21 protein-coding genes are annotated in these 20,411 nt (G+C 69.9%); 17 read left to right on the top strand and 4 right to left on the bottom strand.

The genetic code is table 11. The features are described from left to right. The 10 genes from ACFYWS_RS05815 to ACFYWS_RS05770 all read left to right on the top strand — a co-directional run. Window positions 1–217: hypothetical protein (locus tag ACFYWS_RS05815; protein WP_389269961.1), on the top strand; the 217-nt coding region annotated here is incomplete at its 5' end. Window positions 218–364: 147 nt separating this feature from the next. Then, a complete protein-coding gene (locus ACFYWS_RS05810) occupies window positions 365–1,951 on the top strand; it encodes a CpaE family protein (protein ID WP_389269959.1) in 1,587 nt (528 codons plus the stop codon). A 41-nt stretch (window positions 1,952–1,992) separates the two neighbouring features. Beyond that, window positions 1,993–2,409, top strand: a complete 417-nt coding sequence (locus ACFYWS_RS05805; protein WP_389269957.1) for a TadE/TadG family type IV pilus assembly protein — start codon at window positions 1,993–1,995, stop codon at window positions 2,407–2,409. 2 nt (window positions 2,410–2,411) lie between these two features. Further along, entirely contained in the window at window positions 2,412–3,794 is a 1,383-nt protein-coding gene (locus ACFYWS_RS05800) for a CpaF family protein (protein ID WP_389269955.1), read from the top strand. Beyond that, window positions 3,794–4,744 (top strand): type II secretion system F family protein, encoded by a 951-nt coding sequence (locus ACFYWS_RS05795; protein WP_389271714.1) that lies wholly within the window; start codon window positions 3,794–3,796, stop codon window positions 4,742–4,744. The genes ACFYWS_RS05800 and ACFYWS_RS05795 overlap by 1 nt, the downstream gene beginning before the upstream one ends. Before the next feature lie 7 nt (window positions 4,745–4,751). Then, window positions 4,752–5,654 (top strand): DUF5936 domain-containing protein, encoded by a 903-nt coding sequence (locus ACFYWS_RS05790; RefSeq protein WP_389269953.1) that lies wholly within the window; start codon window positions 4,752–4,754, stop codon window positions 5,652–5,654. A gap of 148 nt (window positions 5,655–5,802) precedes the next feature. Further along, the gene (locus ACFYWS_RS05785) at window positions 5,803–6,021 is read left to right on the top strand and encodes a hypothetical protein (protein ID WP_389269951.1); all 219 of its coding nucleotides are present in this window, start codon (window positions 5,803–5,805) and stop codon (window positions 6,019–6,021) included. Continuing rightward, window positions 6,018–6,629, top strand: coding sequence for a pilus assembly protein TadG-related protein (locus ACFYWS_RS05780; protein WP_389269949.1), 612 nt, complete (start codon window positions 6,018–6,020; stop codon window positions 6,627–6,629). Before ACFYWS_RS05785 ends, ACFYWS_RS05780 begins: the two co-directional genes overlap by 4 nt. Window positions 6,630–6,650: 21 nt before the next feature. Then, the gene (locus ACFYWS_RS05775) at window positions 6,651–7,238 is read left to right on the top strand and encodes a hypothetical protein (RefSeq protein WP_389269947.1); all 588 of its coding nucleotides are present in this window, start codon (window positions 6,651–6,653) and stop codon (window positions 7,236–7,238) included. Between the two features lies 1 nt (window position 7,239). Beyond that, on the top strand, window positions 7,240–7,857 hold the full coding sequence (locus ACFYWS_RS05770) for an OmpA family protein (protein ID WP_389269945.1): 618 nt from the start codon (window positions 7,240–7,242) through the stop codon (window positions 7,855–7,857). 100 nt (window positions 7,858–7,957) lie between these two features. Here ACFYWS_RS05770 and ACFYWS_RS05765 read toward each other — a convergent pair whose 3' ends face one another. After that, window positions 7,958–8,152 carry a hypothetical protein gene (locus ACFYWS_RS05765; RefSeq protein WP_389269943.1) on the bottom strand — a complete coding sequence of 65 codons (195 nt, stop codon included), beginning with the start codon at window positions 8,150–8,152 and terminating at the stop codon, window positions 7,958–7,960. Window positions 8,153–8,248: 96 nt separating this feature from the next. Continuing rightward, on the bottom strand, window positions 8,249–9,559 hold the full coding sequence (locus ACFYWS_RS05760) for a cytochrome P450 (RefSeq protein WP_389269941.1): 1,311 nt from the start codon (window positions 9,557–9,559) through the stop codon (window positions 8,249–8,251). Between the two features lie 206 nt (window positions 9,560–9,765). Here ACFYWS_RS05760 and ACFYWS_RS05755 point away from each other — a divergent pair, with 206 nt between their 5' ends. Both ACFYWS_RS05755 and ACFYWS_RS05750 read left to right on the top strand, forming a co-directional pair. After that, window positions 9,766–10,557, top strand: coding sequence for a methyltransferase domain-containing protein (locus ACFYWS_RS05755; RefSeq protein WP_389269939.1), 792 nt, complete (start codon window positions 9,766–9,768; stop codon window positions 10,555–10,557). Window positions 10,558–10,621: 64 nt separating this feature from the next. Beyond that, on the top strand, window positions 10,622–11,314 hold the full coding sequence (locus tag ACFYWS_RS05750; protein ID WP_389269937.1) for a DUF6882 domain-containing protein: 693 nt from the start codon (window positions 10,622–10,624) through the stop codon (window positions 11,312–11,314). A 21-nt stretch (window positions 11,315–11,335) separates the two neighbouring features. Here ACFYWS_RS05750 and ACFYWS_RS05745 read toward each other — a convergent pair whose 3' ends face one another. Next, entirely contained in the window at window positions 11,336–11,686 is a 351-nt protein-coding gene (locus tag ACFYWS_RS05745; protein WP_389269935.1) for an ArsR/SmtB family transcription factor, read from the bottom strand. A gap of 80 nt (window positions 11,687–11,766) precedes the next feature. Here ACFYWS_RS05745 and ACFYWS_RS05740 point away from each other — a divergent pair, with 80 nt between their 5' ends. Further along, the gene (locus tag ACFYWS_RS05740) at window positions 11,767–13,779 is read left to right on the top strand and encodes a heavy metal translocating P-type ATPase (RefSeq protein ID WP_389269933.1); all 2,013 of its coding nucleotides are present in this window, start codon (window positions 11,767–11,769) and stop codon (window positions 13,777–13,779) included. 474 nt (window positions 13,780–14,253) lie between these two features. Here ACFYWS_RS05740 and mgrA read toward each other — a convergent pair whose 3' ends face one another. Next, a complete protein-coding gene (gene mgrA, locus ACFYWS_RS05735) occupies window positions 14,254–15,291 on the bottom strand; it encodes an L-glyceraldehyde 3-phosphate reductase (protein ID WP_389269931.1) in 1,038 nt (345 codons plus the stop codon). Between the two features lie 108 nt (window positions 15,292–15,399). Here mgrA and ACFYWS_RS05730 point away from each other — a divergent pair, with 108 nt between their 5' ends. The 4 genes from ACFYWS_RS05730 to ACFYWS_RS05715 all read left to right on the top strand — a co-directional run bounded on the left by ACFYWS_RS05730 (window position 15,400) and on the right by ACFYWS_RS05715 (window position 20,373). After that, entirely contained in the window at window positions 15,400–16,173 is a 774-nt protein-coding gene (locus ACFYWS_RS05730) for an isoprenyl transferase (protein WP_389269929.1), read from the top strand. Between the two features lie 304 nt (window positions 16,174–16,477). After that, window positions 16,478–17,803 carry a PhoH family protein gene (locus ACFYWS_RS05725; RefSeq protein ID WP_389269927.1) on the top strand — a complete coding sequence of 442 codons (1,326 nt, stop codon included), beginning with the start codon at window positions 16,478–16,480 and terminating at the stop codon, window positions 17,801–17,803. Between the two features lie 399 nt (window positions 17,804–18,202). Continuing rightward, entirely contained in the window at window positions 18,203–18,943 is a 741-nt protein-coding gene (locus tag ACFYWS_RS05720) for a lytic transglycosylase domain-containing protein (protein ID WP_389269925.1), read from the top strand. Window positions 18,944–19,050: 107 nt separating this feature from the next. Beyond that, entirely contained in the window at window positions 19,051–20,373 is a 1,323-nt protein-coding gene (locus ACFYWS_RS05715) for an AI-2E family transporter (protein ID WP_389269923.1), read from the top strand. The last annotated feature ends 38 nt before the right edge of the window (window positions 20,374–20,411 follow it).

The following is a 20,411-nucleotide window of genomic DNA, read 5'->3' as shown; positions in this document are numbered from 1 at the left end:
CGACGTGCGCGATGCCGGTTCGGGCGAATCAAGCGTCTGTGGCGACGTGCGCGATGCCGGTTCGGGCGAATCAAGCGTCTGTGGCGACGTGCGCGATGCCGGTTCGGGCGAATCAAGCGTCTGTGGCGACGTGCGCGATGCCGGTTCGGGCAAATCAAGCCTTTGTGGCGACGTGCGCAGCGCCGGTTCGGGCAAATCAAGCCCCTGCGGCGATTGAGCAGCGGGGTCCGGGGCAGAGCCCCGCGACCGCAACGCCGGTGCCGGCACCGGTGCATCGGGCCCCGCTCGTGGACGGGAGCCCGCGGGGTCCGGGGCAGCGCCCCGAGACGTCAACCCCGTCGCCGCGGAACGGAGCGTCCCGCCGATGACCACCCGTATCCTCCCGGCCGTCGCCGACCCGGAAACCTCAAGGGCCCTCACCACCCTCCTCGCCCAGCTCCCGGACGCCGAACCCGCCCATCCCACCCCCGACGCCACCGCCCTGCTCGACACCCTGGCAGGGCTCGCCGCCGAATCCCTGGACGAGCTCCCCGAAGTCGTCCTGGTCCACGACCGCATCGGCCCCGTCCCCGCCCTCGACCTCATCCGCGACCTCGTCCTCCGCTTCCCGGCGGTCGGCGTCGTCCTGCTCACCGCCGACACCAGCCCCGCCCTCCTCACCGCCGCGATGGACAGCGGAGCGCGCGGCATCGTCGCGTTCCCCCTCGGCTACGACGCCCTCGCGGAACGCGTACACGCGGCGGCCGCCTGGTCGGCAGGCATGCGCCGCCACCTGGCAGGCGGCACGGGAACGGAACTCGTCCCGGCGAGCGGCGGCGGCCGGGTCATCGCGGTGGCGGGCGCGAAGGGCGGCGTGGGCACGACGGTCACAGCGGTCCAACTCGCCCTCGCCGCCCGCGCGTCGGGACGCACGGCCGCCCTCCTGGACCTGGACCTCCAATCCGGCGACGTGGCCTCCTACCTCGACGTCCAGTTCCGCCGCTCCGTCGTCGACCTCGCCGAGATCCGCGACATCACGCCCCGCGTCCTCCAGGACGCCGCCTTCGCCCACGAGTCCGGCGTGGACCTCCTCCTGGCCCCCGCCGACGGCGAACGCGGCGAGGAAGTCACGGACCGCGTGGCCCGCCAGGTGATCCACGCCCTGCGCGCCCGCTACGACGTCGTAGTGATCGACTGCGGTACGCAGATGGGCGCCGCGAACACCACGGCCATCGAACTCGCCGACCAGGCCACCCTGTTGGTCACGCCGGACGTCGTAGCGGTACGGGCGGCGAAACGCATGGTCCGCCTCTGGGACCGCCTCCAGATCCGCAAGGCGGAGGAGACCCTCACGGTCGTGAACCGGCACGCCCGCTCGGCCGAGATCCAGCCGACGCTGGTGGAACGGGTGACAGGGACCAAGACCGCCCGCACCTCGATCCCGGCCGCGTACAAGGAACTCCAGGCGGCGGTCGACGCGGGCCGCATGCAGGACCTCGACAACCGCTCCTCGGTCAAACAAGCGATGTGGGCGCTGGCGGCGGAACTCGACCTGGTCGCCACCCCCGCCCCGCCCTCTTCCGGCCGCAGGGCCCGCCGCCGAGGCTCCGACAAAGGCGCGGTGACCCTCGAATTCGCGGCGATGTTCCCCCTGGTCCTGGTCGTCCTCGCCCTGATGTGGCAGTGCGTCCTGTACGGCTACACGTACTCCCTGGCCGGCAACGCGGCGGACGAGGCGGCACGGGCGGCGACATCCGCTGCCGCGGGGACCGGGGGCATGGCGGGGGCCTGCGACGCGGCGGGCCGTAAGAACCTGCCGGGGGCGTGGCAGGACGCGGACATTCGCTGCGAGGAGCGTGGCCCGGTGACCCGGGCCACGGTCAGAGTCGACGTCCCCCTCTTCTTCCCGGGCGTGAACCCCGGCTGGTCGGTAACGGGCGAGGCGGGCGCGGCGACGGAGGCAACACGATGACGGGCCGCCAAAGCCCGCTGCGGCTATATCAAGCCCCGCTCTTGGACGAGAGCCAGCGGGGTCCGGGGCAGAGCCCCGAGGCGTCAACCCCGCCGCGCCGAAACCTGTCCGGCGACCGCGGCGTCTCCATGCTGGAATTCGCCGGCTTCCTCCCCTTCCTCCTGGTCATCGGCATGGCCGCGATCCAACTCGGCCTCGTCGGGTACGGCGCCAACCAGGCAGGATCCGCCGCCCGCGCAGCGGCCCGCGCGGAATCCCTGAACCAGGGCGCGGGTCCGGGCGCCGCCGTCGCCTCCGCCAGCGGATGGCTGACCCCCGCCCCGGGCGCGTGCGGCGGCACAGGGACGGTCACCTGCACCGTCACGGTCCGGGTACCGGCGATCATCCCCCTCTTCGACGGGTGGGACATCAGCCGCACCGTAGCCATGCCCAACGACCAGACGGACCTGGGGAGTTGATGATGAGCCTGCGCAACCGTGTCATCGCCACCCGCGACCCCGCGGACGGCGGCCCCGGCACCGCCACGCCCGCCGACCGCGACGAGGGCCTGGTGGCCGTCTACCGCACCAAGCTCCTCGAAGAGATCGACCTCGCGGAGATGTCGTCCCTCCAGGCCGCCGAACGCCGCGTCCGCCTGGAACGCGTACTGGGCCACATCATCAGCCGCGAGGGCCCCGTCCTCTCGTCCACCGAACGCACCCAACTCATCCGCCGGGTCGTGGACGAGGCCCTCGGCCTCGGCATCCTCGAACCGCTCCTCGCGGACGCGTCGATCACCGAGATCATGGTGAACGGCCCGGACTCGATCTTCGTGGAGCGGGCCGGAAGGGTCGAACAACTCCCCCTCCGCTTCACATCCGCCGAGCAACTCATGCAGACCATCGAACGCATCGTCTCGACAGTGAACCGTCGCGTCGACGAGTCGAACCCGATGGTCGACGCCCGCCTCCCCACCGGCGAACGCGTCAACGTGATCATCCCGCCGCTCTCGCTCACCGGCGCCACGCTCACGATCCGCCGCTTCCCGCGCGCGTACAGCCTGGGCGAACTGCTCGAACTCGGCTCACTCGACGAACACATGCTGATGTTCCTCGCGGCGTGCGTCCGCGCCCGCTTCAACATCATCGTGAGCGGCGGCACCGGCTCCGGAAAAACAACCCTCCTGAACGCCCTCTCAGCCCTCATCCCACCCCACGAACGCATCATCACCATCGAGGACTCGGCCGAACTCCAACTCCAGCAGGACCACGTGATCCGCCTGGAGTCGAGGCCCTCCAACGTGGAGGGAAAGGGCCAGATCACCATCCGCGACCTGGTCCGCAACAGCCTGCGCATGCGCCCCGACCGCATCATCGTCGGCGAGGTCCGCGGCGGCGAGACCCTCGACATGCTGCAAGCGATGTCCACGGGCCACGACGGCTCGCTCGCCACGGTCCACGCGAACACGGCGGAGGACGCCCTCACCCGCCTCCAGACCCTCGGCTCCATGTCGGAGGTCGACATCCCCTTCGAGGCGCTGCGCGACCAGATCAACTCGGCGGTGGACGTCGTCGTCCAGCTCACACGCGCCGCCGACGGCTCCCGCCGCGTCACGGAGATCGCCCTCCTCATCTCCCACGGCCGCGAACAGTTCAGGATCGCGACCGCGACCCGCTTCGTCGCGCAGCCCTACGTCTCCGGGGCCACGGACGACGAGATCCGCCGGGTCCGCGGCTACTACGAACACCTCCCGCTGCCCCGCCTCCTCGCCGACCGTCTTTACGTGGCGGGGGAGACGGTGCCACCGGCGTTCGGCGTCGTGGAATCGGTGGACGTACTCAACACGAGGGAGGCGACAGGATGATGACGACTCCGGTCCTTCTGACCCTGGGAGCCACGGTCCTCACCTGCCTCCTCGCGATCGCGGCCGCCCACGTGCTGGCCTCCGGCCGGGCCCGCCGCCAGGACCTGGTCGACCGCCTGGACACGTACCCGGCGGACGGCTCCACCGCAGGATCGGGCGGCCGGATCCGCCGCTTCACCACCATCGACCGCCGCCTGCGCCGCACCCGCCTCGGCCGCGCGGTGCACCTGCGGCTTTCGGCGACGGGCCTGAACGTGACGGCGGGCGAGTTCACGGTCTACGTGACGGTGATCGCGGCAGCCCTGTGGCTCCTGGCGGCCTCGGCCCTCGCACCGTTCTTCGGCCCGATAGCGGCACTGGTGACCATCTACAGCGCGCTCATCTTCCTCAACTGGCAACGCCAGAAGCGTATCGAGGCCTTCATCAACCAACTCCCCGACGTGGCACGCCTCCTGGCTAACGCGACAGCGGCGGGCCTGGCCCTGCGCACCTCGCTCGCGATGGCGGCGGAGGAACTGGAAGCCCCCGCGGGCGAGGAACTGTCACGCGTGGCAGACCAGTTGGCGATGGGCCGCTCGGTGGACGACGCCCTGGACGAACTGGCGACCCGCCTGCCCTCCCGCGAACTGGTCGTCCTCGTCACGACCCTGGTCCTGTCCAACAAGGCGGGCGGCACCGTGGTCTCCTCCCTCCGAAACCTCACAAAGACCCTGGAGGACAGGAAAGAGACCCGCCGCGAGATCCGCACGATGCTCTCCGAGGTCAACGCGACCGCCTTCACGGTCCCGCTCCTCGGCCTCGGCTCCCTCCTCCTGATCAACTCCTCGAACGACGGCGCACTGGCACGCGTCACCGACTCAGGAGTCGGCCGCACATTGATCCTCATCTCCCTCGCCCTCTACGGCATCGGCTTCTTCGCGATCCGCCGCCTCGGCCGAATCGAGGTGTGAGAAGACGATGTCGACAACGACAGCGGGCGTACTCCTCGCAGCCCTGGCGGGGGCGGCGACCCTGGGCATCTTCCTGGGCATCCGTATGTACCGGGCGGACGCCAAGGTCCCCAGCGACCTGGCCCTGGCCCTGGAGGTCGGCGCCGGCCGGGTCTCCACCACCGGCTCCGCGGTCGACCGCATGGGCATGCGCTTCGCGCCCCTCGTCCTGCGCCTCATGGGCCCGCGCCGCGTCGACGCGAAACGCCGGAAGATCGACATGGCGGGCAACCCTGGCGGCCTGACCATCGACCGCTACGCGGCGCGGCGGGCGGTCTACGGAGCGTTCGGCCTGGTCATGGGCCTGATCTTCCTCTCCGCCGACAGCCCCCTCTTCGGCCTCCTGACCCTCGCCTTCGGCGCCCTGGCGGCGGACGCGCTGATCTGGCAGGCGGTCCGCGACCGCAAGGAAGTCATCGACCGCACGCTCCCCGACTTCCTGGACGTCCTCGCGGTGGTGGTCTCGGCGGGCCTCGGCTTCCGCCAGGCGCTGGACCGCGTCTCGGAGAAGTACGAGGGCCCGTGGGCCGACGAACTGCGCATCACCCTGCGCCAGATGGACATGGGCGTCCCCCGCCGCCAGGCCTTCGACGAACTCCGCCGCCGCAATGCCTCCGAGCAGGTCGCCCAGTTCGTCTCGGCGCTGCAACAGGGCGAGGAACTCGGCTCCCCGATCGCGGACACCCTCATCCAACTCGCCACGGACATGCGCCGCACGGACGCCCAGAACTCCCGGCGCCGGGCGGCGAAGACGATCCCGAAGGCGACGATGGTGACGTTGGTGTTCATGTTGCCGGCGACGATGATCCTGATCGGGACGGGTATGTTCCTCGGCTCGGGCACCAACTTCGGTTCGATCTTGGGGCGCTGACGCACCATGGCGAGTCCGGCAACAAGGCGACAACTTCCGGTCAAGAACGACCTCTTAATTCGCGAAAGCGGGTGCAGAGGGTCGCAGTTCACGTACGTTGCGTGTGTTGATTTGGTTGCTTCGATGGAGGCGACGGAAGGGGGATCCCGTGATCAGGGACAGACTGCTCGGGGCGTGGTTGACGTGGACCAATACGTTGGGAGAGCGGGTTCGCGGAGAGCGGCGGGATTCTGGGGCCGGTTTCGTGGAGTATGCGGGGCTGATGATTCTGATCGCGGGGATTTTCGTCGCGATCGATGGCCTGGGGCTCGACGGGATGATTTCCAACGCGATCCTGGGCGCCATCAACAACGTAATCGGTGGTTGAGTTCGTCGCACCTTCGTGGTGACCGGGGGTCGACCCTCCCGATCTACATCTGGATGACCGCCATCCTGCTCTTCGCTGCCTTCGCATTCTTCGCCTTCGCCCAGGCCGCGTCTGCGCGCAACGGCGCCCAATCAGCGGCGGATGCAGCGGCGTTGGCGGCTGCCCAATCCGCGCGCGACGAGTTGATGCTGGGGCTGGGTGACGCGCTCGAGGGCGGCGACAACTGGTTGGACTGGCTGGATGGCATGGACCCCAAGGACGACGGGGCGCCGGGGGCCGCAGCAGGTCGTCTGGCTGCGGCCAATGATGCCAAAGTCGTGAACGGCCCAGCCTTCAGAGAGGTCAACGGCCACCCGGGTTACGAGGTAGGTGTGGAGACCCTCCACGCGGTGGGCGACACGATCATCCCCGGCACGGAGAACCAGCGGGCGAAGGCGCACGCCACAGCGGTCGTACAGCCACGCTGCGACGTTCCGCTGGACGCCGACCCGAAGAAGCCCCTGCAACTCACCTGTGGCGGTGACTTGTTGGACTTTGACCCCGAGGACTTCGACCTGGACGATCTGCCGGACGCGTCCGACCTGTTTGCCGTCCACCTTGCCGACTGACGAGAGAGGGAAGCCGCAGCGATGAATCTTCGGCGCACTACGACGACCCGCCGGGCGCTGGCCGCGGTGGCGATCACGATCGGCCTGGTCCTCTCCGTGGCCGGCTGCGGAGGCGATGGCGACAAGGCGGACGACGCCCCCAAATCCTCCGCTCCGGCGCAGCAGGAGAGCGGCGGCAAGTCGAAGGGGGCGCAGTCGCCGTCCGCGGAACCGCTGGCCGAGGTGAAAGGACAGGGCGGCATCGCGCTGTCCGTCACATCGGCGAAGCGGGACGGGGGAGGCTTCCTCACCGTTGAGGGAGCCGTCACGAACAACACGGGCAAGCCATGGGCGGTCGTCGACTGGCGTGGCGACGAGAAGGAGCTGGCGTCAAACGGGGGCTCGATGGCCGGTGCTGCGCTCGTTGATGAGGCCGGCAAGAAGAAGTACCTCGTCTTGAGGGACACCCAGGGGCGCTGCCTGTGCACCCGCTTCACGGGCGGTGTACTCAACGGTGAGGCGAAGGACTGGTACGCCCAATTCCCGGCCCCGCCCGAGGGCACCACCAACGTCAGCTTTCAGGTCGGCGGCATGCCTCCCGCCTCCATCGAGATCACCGAGGGCGATTGACATGCCCCGACGTCACCTGACCGCGGCTGTGCTCACGGCCCTCCTGCTCACCACCGGAGGAGTGGTGGCCCACGCCGACGACGAACCCACCGGCGCCCCACCCGGCAGCACCAACACCTCCCCCGCGCCGAAGGTGGACGCGAACAGCCCCGGGCTCAAGCTCGCCGACGGCGCGACGCTCGCCCCCGCCAAGGTCCTGGACATCAAGTCGGTCGTGGAGGACCTCTCCGGCGACGAGCGCCGCACGGACACCAACGAAGACGTGACGTTCGCCCTCCAGGCCGAGGTCCTCTTCCCCAAGGACAGCGCGAAGCTGAACCCCGACGGAAACTCCCGGATCCAGGCGATCGCCGACGAGATCGAGAACCAGAAGGCAAGCTCCGTACGCGTCTTCGGGTTCACCGACGACCTCGGCTCGTACGCCCACGGCCTCAAGCTCTCCAAGAACCGCGCGGAAGCCGTCCACGACGCCCTCACCGCGGCGCTCGGCGCGCAGGGCGGAAACATCACGTTCCAGGTCCGGGGCTACAGCGAGGACTACCCCATCGCGGACAACGACTCGGAACAGGGCCGCAAGAAGAACCGCCGAGTGGAGGTCTCCCTCCCCAAGTCCAACTGAAGAACCCGTACATGAGGAACCCGAACCCCGCGACTGTGGCGGCAAACTTCGAATGGACCGTAGCCAGACGTCACAGTCAGCGGCTCAGCGGCTCAGCCCCTCAGCGCACCGCTCTCGCCAGTAGCGCCGCCACGTCCGCCAGGATCTGGAGCCACGGGCGCACCCGCTCGGCCCGGCGCCCGATGCGCCTGCTCAGGCTGCGGGCCCGCCGCGCCCCGCGCCGCCGCTGGGCCCGGTCCCGTACGCGCTGCAACGACGTGATCCCCGTCGTACCGTTACGTTTACGTCGCCTCATACAGCGACGTTAGCCACCCCGAACGCCCTTACCCATTGCGGGAGTTGACCAAAGTGGGCGAAGGGTTATTGGAGGTAACCCGACAATGTGGCGCCGTCAGTCCACGTACACCGGCAGCCGCTCCACCCCGTACACGATCGACAGCTTCCGGAACTCCAGTTCCGAGGGCTCCACCGCGAGCCGCAACTCCGGGAAGCGACGCACCAGTTGGGGGAAGGCCGCGCGCAGTTCCATCTTGCCGAGTTCCGCGCCGATGCAGCGGTGGATGCCGTAGCCGAACGCCAGGTGCGAGGAGCTGGGCGGGCGGGAGGGGAGGAAGGCGTCCATGTCGTCGTCGGCCCCGCCCAGGCGGGGATCGCGGTCCGCCGCGCTCAGCGAGACGATGACTATGTCGCCGGCGGCGAGCGGCACCCCGCCGATCTCGATGTCCTCGCGCGCGAAGCGCGGGAAGGCGGTCTGGACGACCGTGAGGTGGCGCAGCAGTTCGTCGACGAAGGGGGCCGCGACCGTCGCCGGGTCCTCCGCGTCGCGCAGCGCCGCGAAGTGCTCGCGGTCCTTGAGCATGATCATGGTGCCGAGGGCGATCATGCTCGCCGTCGTCTCCAGGCCGCCGGTCAGGACGCCGTCCGCGAGGCCCGTGAGCTCCTCGTCGGTGATGTTGTCGCCGTGCTCGCGCACCAGCATGCCGAGCAGGCCGTCGCCGGGGTCGCGGCGCTGCTCCGCGACGACGCCGCGGAGGTAGTCGAGCGACTGGGAGACCGCGCCGAAGGAGGCTCCCGCGCCGCCCAGCACGTCGAAGCGGGCGACCGAGAACTGCTGGAACGCGTCACGCTCCTCGTACGGGACGCCGAGCAGCTCGCAGATGACGAGCGCGGGGACCGGCATCGCGAAGTGCTCGACGAAGTCGGCCGTGCCGTCCGGCGACTCGCGGGCGGCCTTCTCCAGCTGCGCCAGCTGCTCCTCGATGATCGCGTGGATGCGCGGCGTGAGCCTGGAGAGGCGGCGCATCGTGAATTCGGGCGTCAGGAGGCGGCGCAGCCGCGTGTGGTCCGGCGGGTCGCAGAAGCCGAGGCCGCCGGGGTGCTGCTCGGCATCGGCGCCGCCCACCCCCACCAGGTTGCGGAAGTCGTTGCTGAACGCCTTCGCGTTGCCGAGGACCTCCTTCGCCTCGTCGTAGCCGGACACCAGCCACACCGTCATGCCGGGCATCGGCAGTTTGCTGACGGGTTCGCGGTCGCGCAGCGCACCGATCTCGGGGACCGGGTCGACGCCCTCGCGGCGCAGCGGCAGCAGCACGGCGTCGGGCAGTCTCGACAGCACGGACAGGTCGAGGCTTCCCCCCTTCCTCCGCAGCCGGGAGAAGTAGAGGCGGGTCAGCCAGGTCGCTATCGCGGAACGTACGGACATGTGCTCGCATTTCTGCGGTGAGGCGGTAGGACGGACGGGCCTGCTGGAGGCGTGGGGCTGGAGAATGCCGGTGGGGAACGCCAAGGGTACGTGCGATCCCCCTGTTCTACGGAAGAGGGGCAACCCCCGGCCCGACCCTGGGGCTACCCCTAGGGCTGGAGAAACCGAGATGAATCCGACCCTGTGTGACTGCGATCATGCGCAGCATGACCACTTCCGACAACTTTCGTCCCACTCACGTCGGCCGCCCCTACGAAGAGCTCGTCGCCGAGGCCGTCGCCGCGCCCACCGAGGGCTGGGACTTCTCCTGGTTCGACGGCCGGGCCACCGAGGAGCGGCCCTCCTGGGGCTACGCCCGCCTCATGGGGGAGCGGCTCGCCGCCGTGGAATCCGCCCTCGATCTGCACACCGGTGGCGGCGAGGTGCTGAACCTGGCCCCGAAGCTGCCGCCGCTGATGGCCGCGACCGAGGGCTGGCCCCCGAACGTCGAGAAGGCCACCCGCCTCCTGGGCCCCCGTGGCGTGGTCGTCGTCGCCTCGCCCGACGACGCCCCGCTGCCCTTCGCCGACGCGGCCTTCGAGCTGGTCACCGCCCGCCACCCGGTCAAGGCGCACTTCGCTGAGATCGCCCGCGTGCTGCGCTCCGGCGGTACGTACTTCGCCCAACACGTGGGCCCCAGCAGCGTGTTCGAGCTGGTCGAGTACTTCCTGGGTCCGCAGCCCGAGCAGGTCAGGCGCGGCCGTGACCCGCAGACCGAGACTCAGGAGGCGCGGGACGCGGGGCTTGAGATCGTCGACCTGCGTGCTGAGCGGCTGCGCATCGAGTTTCACGACATCGGGGCCGTTGTCCACTTTCTGCGTAAGGTCGTATGGATGGTGCCGGGATTCACCGTTGACGCCTACGAGCCTCAACTCCGGTCCCTGCATGAGCAGATCAAGAGCGACGGGGCGTTCGTGGCCCACAGCACCCGCCATCTCATCGAGGCCCGCAAGCCGTAGCGGGGGCCGCAGTTCACCTACGTAACTCTGGCCCGTACAGCCGTCTCGCGTAAGGTCCCGCCCCATGAGCCACACGCAATTCAGCCAAGCTTTCCTTTACGAGACCGAGCGGCACGCGGCGTGGGGTGGCGCTCAGCTCGAAGCTCTCATGGGGTTCCTGCCCGAAGGGGCGTCGTGGACGGCGGATCTGCCGACATGCCGCTACCGGCAGGGCAACGTGGACCTGCGCGTCGGGGTCCTCGGCACGTACGACGCCGCCCAGCGGTCGTGGATGTGGGGGTGGGCCAACCCCGAACTGCGCGGCACGCCCGTCGCGGCGCTCTCCGAACAGGTGGGGCGATTCGGCCAGAGTCGGGGGATAGCCGAGTTCACGACCCAGGTGCTCGACCTGTCCGGCTTCCCCGACCCCCGGCGGGCCGCCGAGACCCTCGCCTTCGCGGGGATGGGCGTGACGGGCGCTCCCGGCTACATAGGCGTGCCCGCGAACCCCGAGACCCAGGTCTACTTCCTGCCCGAGGACCCGCAGGTGCCGCGTGCCGCGCTCGACCCGGTCACGCTGCCGCGCACGCTCGTCCAGGCCGAGGGCCTGCTCGGCGTCGACGCCCGGCGTCTGGTCGCGGGCTTCTTCGACCACCACGGGGTGACGTACCGCGACAACGGCGGGCAGATCACCGCGGAGCTGCCCGGTTCCGTGCCGGCCGAGATCGGCTTCGACGAGGGGGGCCGCATCGCCGGCATCCGCCTCGCGTTGCACTGAAGGCGGCCCGGCCGCAGAGAACTACGCCTCGTCGCGCAGCCCGAGGCGCAGGTGCTCCACATGGAAAAGCGCCTGGTCGAGCAGTTGCGCGACGTGGTCGTCATACAGCGCGTAGACGATCGAGCGCCCCTTGCGCTCACTGTTGACCAGGCCCAGATTGCGCAGCAGCCGCAGCTGGTGCGAGCACGCGGACTGTTCCAGGCCGGCCGCCTCCGCGAGGTCGCCGACCGCGCACGGCCCCTCTTGCAGGCGGGCCAGGATGCGCAGCCGCGACGGGGTCGCGAGGGCCTGGAGCGTCGCCGCGACCTCGGCCGCGCCCACGGCGTCGAGCCGCTCGCGGGTGCTGCTCTTGTGATCGATTCCATGGCCCATGGGCTCATCGTATCCAGGTGACGACCGACCGCCAGGGCACACATGAAGAGGTCTTCATGTGGTCCTGTATTGTGACGTCCATGCCTGCACCCGTGTCCGCCTCCGCGCCGGCCGAGGTCGCCGCGTCCGCCCCCGCCGCGCCACGCGCCACCCACGGCGCCCGCACCCCGCTGCTCGCCCTCCCGGAAGCGCGCTGGGCGGCCCTCGCGACCGTCGCCTTCCTCCTCGCCCTCCCGCTCCAACTCCTCGGCACCAGCGCCTGGTTGTGGGGCCCGCTGTATACCGTCTCGTACGTGGCCGGGGGCTGGGAGCCCGGACTCGAAGGCCTCAAGGCGCTGCGCGAGAAGACCCTCGACGTCGACCTCCTGATGGTCGTGGCCGCGCTCGGCGCCGCCGCGATCGGGCAGGTCATGGACGGCGCCCTGCTCGTCGTGATCTTCGCGACGTCCGGCGCCCTGGAGGCCCTCGCCACCGCCCGCACCGAGGACAGCGTGCGCGGACTGCTCGACCTGGCCCCCGCGACCGCCACCCGCCTCGCCGCCGACGGTGCGGAGGAGACCGTCCCGGCCTCCGAACTCGCCATCGGCGACGTCCTGTTGATCCGCCCCGGCGAACGCGTCGGCGCGGACGCCCGCGTCGTCGACGGCGCCAGCGACGTCGACCAGGCCACCATCACCGGCGAACCCCTGCCCGTGCCCAAGGCCGTCGGCGACGAGGTGTTCGCCGGCACCCTCAACGGCACCGGCGCGCTGCGCGTCCGCGTCGTGCGCGACCCCTCCGACACGGTCATCGCCCGCATCGTCGCCCTGGTCGAGGAGGCCACCCGCACCAAGGCGCCGACCCAGCTGTTCATCGAGCGCGTCGAGCAGCGCTACGCGCTCGGCATGGTCGCCGCCACCCTCGCGGTCTTCCTGGTCCCGCTCGCCTTCGGCGACGCGCTCACGGACGCGCTCCTGCGGGCCATGACGTTCATGATCGTGGCCTCGCCGTGCGCGGTGGTGCTCGCGACGATGCCGCCGCTGCTTTCGGCGATCGCCAACGCGGGCCGGCACGGCGTGCTCATCAAGTCGGCGGTGGTGATGGAACGCATCGGCCGCACCGACACGGTCGCCTTCGACAAGACGGGAACACTGACGGAAGGCGTCCCCCAGGTGACGCAGGTCCGCCCCGAACCCCCTTACGCAGAAGCCGAGTTGCTGACGCTGGCGGCCTCGGTGGAGCAGCAGAGCGAACACCCGGTGGGTCGCGCGATCGTCACGGCGGCCCACGACAGGGGCTTGCCGCTCCACCCCGTCGAGGCGTTCGAGTCGGCTCCTGGAAAGGGCGTTTCAGGCAAGGTCTTCAGGGGCGCGGGGCCGTGTCGATCAGCGGCTCCGCCGCGGGGCGCACCGATCCCCGGCTCCGCCGCACCCGCGGACAGGCCCATCACCATCGCCGCGGGCTCCCCGCACCACTTCGGCGTCGAAGCCACGACCACCCCCGGCACCGAGGTGGCCGTCTTGGTGGACGGCACCCTCGCGGGCCGGATCACCCTCACCGACACCATCCGCCCCACCGCGCCGGAGGCGATCCGTACGCTCAAGGCCCGCACCGGCACCGCCCCACTGCTCCTCACCGGCGACCACGAGCACGCCGCGGCCGCCGTGGCCCAACAGGTCGGTATCGCCCCGGAGGACGTACGCGCAGGTCTGCTGCCGCACGAGAAGGCGGACGCCGTACGTGAGCTGGCGGACGCGGGCCGCACCGTCCTGCTGGTCGGCGACGGAGTCAATGACGCACCGGCGCTCGCCGCGGCGCACACCGGAGTGGCCATGGGCCGCGGCGGCTCCGACCTGGCCCTCGAAACCGCGGACGCGGTCCTCGTACGGGACGAGCTGGGCGCCCTGGAGCGCACGGTGGCGCTGTCCAGGCGCGCTCGCCGCCTGGTCGTCCAGAACCTCGTCATCGCCGGTGTGTTCATCACCGGGCTCGTGATCTGGGACCTGGCGGGGCATCTGCCGCTGCCGCTCGGCGTCGCGGGGCACGAGGGCTCCACCGTCCTGGTCGGCCTCAACGGCCTGCGCCTGCTGCGCGAACGCGCCTGGACACGCTGAGTGCCCGATCCGGATCGTTACCGATCCGCGATCGAACCACAGGTAAAACTCACGTAAGTTCAGACCAACGGCAATTCGCGTGAGCAAAGCTGCGCGTCGGTACCGCGCGGTGGAGGGGGCCGCGCGGTACCCGGCCGTCATCTCGCCATTCATCCGTGGCAGGGCCCGAGGGGCCACCCGCGTGTCAACGCCGCGTGTGACACGGGAGGGGGACGCCACGCCCGGGGTGCCGGCCCCGCGAATCCGGGCCCCACACCCCGTCGAACCTGCTGCGGGGCGGCTTGAAAGCGCCCTCCGGGCGTCGCCGGACGACTTCGGAGCGTAGTTGTGGCACGCCTGGCGAGCGCCGGCACTTACGAAGGGTTATGGTGGAAACCCCCCCCTCGGGCCGGTCCGTATCCCCCCCCCCACGGACCGGCCCGTTTTTTATGTCCCGGACTTCTCCGGGTGAACCCCCGCTCCCGGTACGGAAGTTCAGCGGCGGCCGTTCCAGATGTTGGTGCCCGACGTGGAGACGGCGAACGAGTCGATTTCGGTCAGCTCCTCGTCCGTCAGCTTCGGGCCTTCGAGCGCCGCCAGGTTCTCCTCCAGCTGCCTGACGCTGGAGGCGCCGATCAGCGCCGACGTCATGCGCTCGTCCCGCAGCACCCAGCTCAGCGCGAGCTGCGCGAGGGACTGGCCGCGGCGCTGCGCGATGTCGTTCAGCCCGTTCAGCCGGCGGACGACGTCCTCGCTCAGCAGGTTCGGGTCGAGCGACTTGCCCTGCGTCGCGCGCGAACCCTCCGGGATCTCCTTCAGGTACTTCCCGGTCAGCAGGCCCTGCGCGAGCGGCGCGAAGGAGATGCAGCCCATCCCGGCCGCCTCCAGCGTGTCCAGCAGATTGTCGTCCTCGGTCCAGCGGTTGAGCATCGAGTACGAGGGCTGGTGGATGATCGCCGGGACGCCCATCTCCCGGAGCAGGCGCGCCGCTTCGGCCGTCTGCTCGCTGCTGTACGAGGACACGCCCACGTACAGCGCCTTGCCCTGCTGGACGGCGGAGGCGAGCGCGCCCATCGTCTCTTCCAGCGGGGTGTCCGGGTCGAAGCGGTGCGAGTAGAAGATGTCCACGTAGTCGACGCCCATCCGCTTCAGGGAGGCGTCGAGCGACGACATCAGGTACTTGCGGCTGCCCCACTCCCCGTACGGGCCGGGGTGCATGCGGTAGCCCGCCTTGGTCGAGATGACGAGTTCGTCACGGTACGGCGCGAAGTCCTGGGCGAAGATCTTGCCGAAGTTCAGCTCGGCGCTGCCGGGCGGCGGCCCGTAGTTGTTCGCGAGGTCGAAGTGTGTGACGCCCAGGTCGAAGGCGCGGCGCAGGATCGAGCGCTGGGACGCAAGTGTGCGGTCGTCCCCGAAGTTGTGCCACAGTCCGAGGGAGACGGCGGGGAGCTTCAGGCCGCTGCGGCCCGTGCGCCGGTACTCCATGGAACCGTACCGGCCCGCTGAGGCGACGTAAGGAGAGGTGTCGTTCATGGCTACGAAGCTACGTCAGGTCCCTGACACCCCATAGCCGACACCTGGCTACGCCCGAGTAGGCTTCCGCCTTCGGGGACTCCCATCTGCACGGAGGGCAAAAAGACCGTGAACCTGCGCGACAGGCTGCGCGGCCTGCTGGTCAGGCTGTACGCACGCCGGGTGGAAGGTCACCTGGACCACGCCCAGGTGCCCAAGCACATCGGCGTCATCATGGATGGCAACCGCCGCTGGGCCAAGGCCGCCGGATCCACCACCGCCCAGGGCCACCAGGCGGGCGCGGCCAAGATCGAGGAGTTCCTCGGCTGGTGCAGCGAGACGGACGTCGAGGTCGTCACACTCTGGCTGCTCTCGACGGACAACTTCGACCGCCCCCAGGAAGAGCTGGTCCCGCTCCTCGGCATCATCGAGGACACCGTGCGCACGCTCGCAGAGGACGGCCGCTGGCGAGTGCAGCACGTGGGCAACACCGACATCCTCCCCTCGGGCATGCAGGCCGTGCTCAAGGAGGCCGAGGAGTCCACCGCGGGGCGCGACGGAATAGTGGTCAACGTCGCGATCGGCTACGGCGGCCGCCAGGAGATCGCCGACGCCGTCCGCTCGATGCTGCTCGACGCCTCGGACCAGGGGCACTCGCTGGAGGACGTCGCCGACACCGTCACCGTCGACGCCATCGGCAAGCACCTGTACACCAAGGAGCAGCCCGACCCGGACCTGGTCATCCGCACCAGCGGCGAGCAGCGCCTGTCCGGCTTCATGCTCTGGCAGACGGCCCACTCCGAGTACTACTTCTGTGACGTCTTCTGGCCCGCCTTCCGCAAGGTCGACTTCCTGCGCGCGATGCGTGACTACGCGGTGCGCCACCGCCGTTTCGGCGGCTGACGCCCGGTCACCGAGGGACGTACGTCATCAGGAGTTAACGAACGCGCCGTCATGTGCTTTTGCATGGCGGCGCTTGTTCGAGGGAATAAGCCTTCCAAGTCGGTGCCCGAACCTGAGGACACCGCATCTCAGCGGACGGCACGGGTCCGTCCGCCCGGGAGGCCCTTTGCACCAGGACGACCGTACGCAGGTGGGTACGGAAGACGACTTGGAGGGCCGGTTCTCGGCCCGCGCATCGCGGCCCATGAACCGGTCCCGAAAACTCCGTCGCTCCCCGACCTCATCCGAGGGGGTACGTCCTTCCGTGGTGACCAGCAACAAGCGCCTCCGCAAGCCTGACAGGCGCACCTATGTTCTCGACACCAGCGTCCTGCTGGCCGATCCGAACTCGATGACCCGATTCGACGAACACGAAGTTGTTCTTCCTGTCGTCGTGGTCACGGAACTGGAGGCCAAACGGCATCATCCGGAGCTGGGTTATTTCGCCAGGCAGGCACTGCGCCTGCTCGACGACTACCGGATCCGCCACGGACGCCTGGACGCGCCGATCCCGACCGGCGAACTGGGCGGCACCCTGCGCGTCGAGCTCAACCACTCCGACCCCGGCATCCTGCCCTCGGGCTACCGCCTGGGTGACAACGACAGCCGCATCCTGGCGGTCGCCCGCAATCTGCAGGCCGAGGGGTACGACGTCACCGTCGTGTCGAAGGACCTGCCGCTGCGCATCAAGGCGTCCTCGGTGGGCCTCCTCGCCGAGGAGTACCGCGCCGAACTCGCCATCACGGACTCCGGCTGGACCGGCATGTCCGAACTGACGCTCCCCGCCGAGCAGGTCGACCTCCTCTTCGAAGAGGACACCCTCTACGTTCCCGAGGCCGCCGACCTTCCCGTGCACACGGGCCTGACGATCCAGTCCGAGCGCGGCAAGGCGCTCGGCCGCGTCACGCCCGAGGGCAACGTCCGACTGGTGCGCGGCGATCGGGAGGCCTTCGGCCTCAAGGGACGCAGCGCCGAGCAGCGGATCGCCCTCGATCTGCTGCTCGACCCGGACGTCGGGATCATCTCGATGGGCGGGCGGGCCGGCACCGGCAAGTCCGCGCTCGCGCTGTGCGCGGGCCTGGAGGCCGTCCTGGAGCGGCGCCAGCACAAGAAGGTGATGGTCTTCCGTCCCCTCTATGCGGTCGGCGGTCAGGAGCTCGGCTATCTGCCGGGCAGCGAGGCCGAGAAGATGGGCCCGTGGGCGCAGGCGGTCTTCGACACGCTGTCCGCCGTCACCTCGCGCGAGGTGATCGAGGAGGTCACCGCCCGGGGGATGCTGGAGGTCCTGCCGCTCACCCACATCAGGGGCCGCTCGCTGCACGACGCGTACGTGATCGTGGACGAGGCGCAGTCCCTGGAGCGGAACGTCCTTCTGACGGTCCTCTCGCGCATCGGGGCCAACTCGCGTGTCGTCCTCACCCATGACGTCGCGCAGCGCGACAACCTGCGTGTCGGCCGGTACGACGGCGTGGTCGCGGTCGTCGAGAAGCTGAAGGGACATCCGCTCTTCGCGCACGTCACGCTCACCCGTTCGGAAAGGTCGCAGATCGCGGCCCTGGTGACCGAAATGCTGGAGGACGGTCAGATCTAGCCCGTACAGGGCATGTTCGTCCCTTTTGGCGCCGTTCGGCGAAGCGCGAGAGCCTAGCCGGGCGGCGTCGCGGCGTGTGCTCGTTTCCGAAAAACCCCCGGGGCAAACGAGGTGTGACGTTTGCCACGCGGTGGGGAATTGCCTTGCCATGCCCTGATGCGGCAGAGTCACGGTCCTGTCAGGCCCCGCATACGACACTTGCGTGCCCCCAGCGGTACGAAACCACCGCAGCATCAGCTGCATCTGAACTTCATAGAGGCCGTCGTATGCCGCCCGAGCACCACGCGGCGCTCCCCTCGCGGGAGTTGCCCACCGGGCCCGTGTCTCCCGTGACCCCGCAGTTGGGAGACCAGTGCCAGGGGCACGATTGCGTCCGCGACGGTCACGTTCAAGCGGGCGATGCTGGAAGGAAACCGTGTGAGCCGGATCTCGGTCCGGGGATTCGCAGTGGCCTCGGCCACCGCGGTCACCACAGTCGGCGCCGTAGTGGGTGTTGCCTCGGGCAGCACCGGTCAGCCCCCGCAGGAGGCTGAAGCCACGGCGAGCGACTCGACCCTCCTCGCTGACATCCCTGCCGGTCAGCAGGCGCAGGTGCAGACCTCGTCGCTGAAGCAGCAGGCGCAGACCCAGGCCATCGCGGCCGACACGGCTGCGCAGAAGACCGCCGAGGAGTCCGCCCGGAAGCAGGCGGCCGAGGACGCGGTCGCCAAGCAGCAGGCCGCACAGGACGCCAAGGAGGCCAAGGAGAAGGCCGAGAAGGAGGCCAAGGAGCGGGAGGCAGCCAAGAAGGCGGCCGCCAGCCGCTCGGCCACCCGCGACGCCTCCGACTTCGCCACCCAGGGTTCGTACAGCGTCGCCCAGGTCCAGTCGATGGCTCGTCAGATGGTGCCGTCCGGACAGTTCCAGTGCTTCAGCAACATCGTGGACCACGAGTCCAGCTGGAACTACCAGGCCAGCAACGCCTCGTCCGGCGCCTACGGTCTCGTCCAGGCGCTGCCCGGCTCCAAGATGTCGTCGGCCGGCGCGGACTGGCAGACGAACCCGGCCACGCAGATCAAGTGGGGCCTCGGTTACATGAACGACCGTTATGGCAGCCCCTGCGAGGCCTGGTCGTTCTGGCAGGCCAACAACTGGTACTGAGCAACCAGCAGTTCGCAACGTCGCGAAGCCTCTCACCGTCCTCACGGTGAGGGGCTTCGGCGTTTTCACGCGGTACGGTCGGTGCCACAGATCGAAGAGGACGGATGATGTCGCGAGTTCCAGGGTGGCTCGGCCGGTTCGGTGCGGGGATCAGCAAGGCGGGCGAGCGCCTGAACGAGCGCCGCGCGGAGGCGGAGCGGGCCGAGCGGGCCGAGGAGGCCGAGCTGTCGGCGCCGCCGGCGGGCGCCCCCAGAGCTCCTGACCCGGAGTCAGGCGGGCGCGGCCCGGACGAACCACCGCCCGAGCAGGACGCGGGCCGGGTGCCCGCCCCGCCCGCGTACGCGCCGGCCGTGGCGCCGCGGCCCGAGCCGGTCGTCGCCGTGCCGTGGGGCCTTCGGGTCGCGGCCGAGGCGGGCTGGCGGTTCCTGGTGCTCGCCGGGACGCTGTGGGTGCTGATGAAGGTCATCAGCTCGGTGCAGCTGGTGATCTTCGCGTTCATCGCGGCGCTGCTCATCACCGCGCTGCTCCAGCCGACGGTGGCGCGCCTGAGGCACAGGGGGGTGCCGCGCGGTCTCGCCACGGCCCTGACCGCGATTCTCGGTTTCGTCATCATGGGGCTCGTCGGCTGGTTCGTGGTCTGGCAGGTCCAGGAGAACATCGACCAGCTCTCCGAGCAGGTCCAGGACGGCATCGACGATCTGCGCCGGTGGCTGCTCAACAGCCCCTTCCATGTGACCGACGGTCAGATCAACGACATCGCCAAGTCGCTGCGCGACGCGGTCGGCGCGAACACGGACGAGATCACGTCGGCGGGCCTGGAGGGCGTCACCGTCATCGTCGAGGCGCTGACGGGCGTACTCCTCACGATGTTCTCGACGCTGTTCCTGCTCTACGACGGCCGGCGCATCTGGGAGTGGACCCTGGGGCTCGTCCCGGCGCAGGCCCGTCCCGGTATCGCGGGCGCGGGGCCGAGGGCCTGGCGCACGCTCACGGCGTACGTCCGCGGGACGGTCATAGTGGCGCTGATCGACGCGATCTTCATCGGCCTCGGAATCTTCTTCCTCGGCGTGCCGATGGCGGTGCCGCTGGCCGTCTTCATCTTCCTGTTCGCGTTCATCCCGCTGGTGGGCGCCGTCGTCTCCGGCGCGCTCGCGGTGGTCGTCGCGCTGGTGACGCAGGGCGTGTTCGCCGCGGTGATGACGCTGGGCGTGGTGCTCGCGGTGCAGCAGATCGAGGGCCACATCCTGCAGCCCTTCATCCTGGGCCGCGCGGTACGGGTGCATCCTCTGGCCGTCGTGCTGGCGGTGGCCGCGGGCGGCATGGTGTCCGGCATCGGCGGAGCGGTGGTGGCGGTGCCACTCGTCGCGGTCACGAACACGGTGGTGGTCTATCTGCGGGCGTGGTCCCGGGAGACGCGACTGGCTCCGTAAAAAGCCCCTGCGGCGATTGAGCCGGCAGTGCCGTGGCT

The organism is Streptomyces sp. NPDC002795, from assembly GCF_042888725.1.
Classification (GTDB): Bacteria; Actinomycetota; Actinomycetes; order Streptomycetales; family Streptomycetaceae; genus Streptomyces.
Note: the sequence above shows the minus strand (reverse complement) of the source record. Positions and strands in the feature narration are given on the sequence as shown.

Excerpts from the sequence above, each read along its gene's own strand:
- ACFYWS_RS05810 (WP_389269959.1), top strand. The coding sequence starts at position 365 with ATGACCACCCGTATCCTCCCGGCCGTCGCCGACCCGGAAACCTCAAGG.
- ACFYWS_RS05800 (WP_389269955.1), top strand. The coding sequence starts at position 2,412 with ATGAGCCTGCGCAACCGTGTCATCGCCACCCGCGACCCCGCGGACGGC.
- ACFYWS_RS05795 (WP_389271714.1), top strand. The coding sequence starts at position 3,794 with ATGACGACTCCGGTCCTTCTGACCCTGGGAGCCACGGTCCTCACCTGC.
- ACFYWS_RS05790 (WP_389269953.1), top strand. The coding sequence starts at position 4,752 with ATGTCGACAACGACAGCGGGCGTACTCCTCGCAGCCCTGGCGGGGGCG.
- ACFYWS_RS05775 (WP_389269947.1), top strand. The coding sequence starts at position 6,651 with ATGAATCTTCGGCGCACTACGACGACCCGCCGGGCGCTGGCCGCGGTG.
- ACFYWS_RS05770 (WP_389269945.1), top strand. The coding sequence starts at position 7,240 with ATGCCCCGACGTCACCTGACCGCGGCTGTGCTCACGGCCCTCCTGCTC.
- ACFYWS_RS05765 (WP_389269943.1), bottom strand. The coding sequence starts at position 8,152 with ATGAGGCGACGTAAACGTAACGGTACGACGGGGATCACGTCGTTGCAG.
- ACFYWS_RS05760 (WP_389269941.1), bottom strand. The coding sequence starts at position 9,559 with ATGTCCGTACGTTCCGCGATAGCGACCTGGCTGACCCGCCTCTACTTC.
- ACFYWS_RS05755 (WP_389269939.1), top strand. The coding sequence starts at position 9,766 with ATGACCACTTCCGACAACTTTCGTCCCACTCACGTCGGCCGCCCCTAC.
- ACFYWS_RS05750 (WP_389269937.1), top strand. The coding sequence starts at position 10,622 with ATGAGCCACACGCAATTCAGCCAAGCTTTCCTTTACGAGACCGAGCGG.
- ACFYWS_RS05745 (WP_389269935.1), bottom strand. The coding sequence starts at position 11,686 with ATGGGCCATGGAATCGATCACAAGAGCAGCACCCGCGAGCGGCTCGAC.
- ACFYWS_RS05740 (WP_389269933.1), top strand. The coding sequence starts at position 11,767 with ATGCCTGCACCCGTGTCCGCCTCCGCGCCGGCCGAGGTCGCCGCGTCC.
- mgrA (WP_389269931.1), bottom strand. The coding sequence starts at position 15,291 with ATGAACGACACCTCTCCTTACGTCGCCTCAGCGGGCCGGTACGGTTCC.
- ACFYWS_RS05720 (WP_389269925.1), top strand. The coding sequence starts at position 18,203 with ATGCTGGAAGGAAACCGTGTGAGCCGGATCTCGGTCCGGGGATTCGCA.
- ACFYWS_RS05715 (WP_389269923.1), top strand. The coding sequence starts at position 19,051 with ATGTCGCGAGTTCCAGGGTGGCTCGGCCGGTTCGGTGCGGGGATCAGC.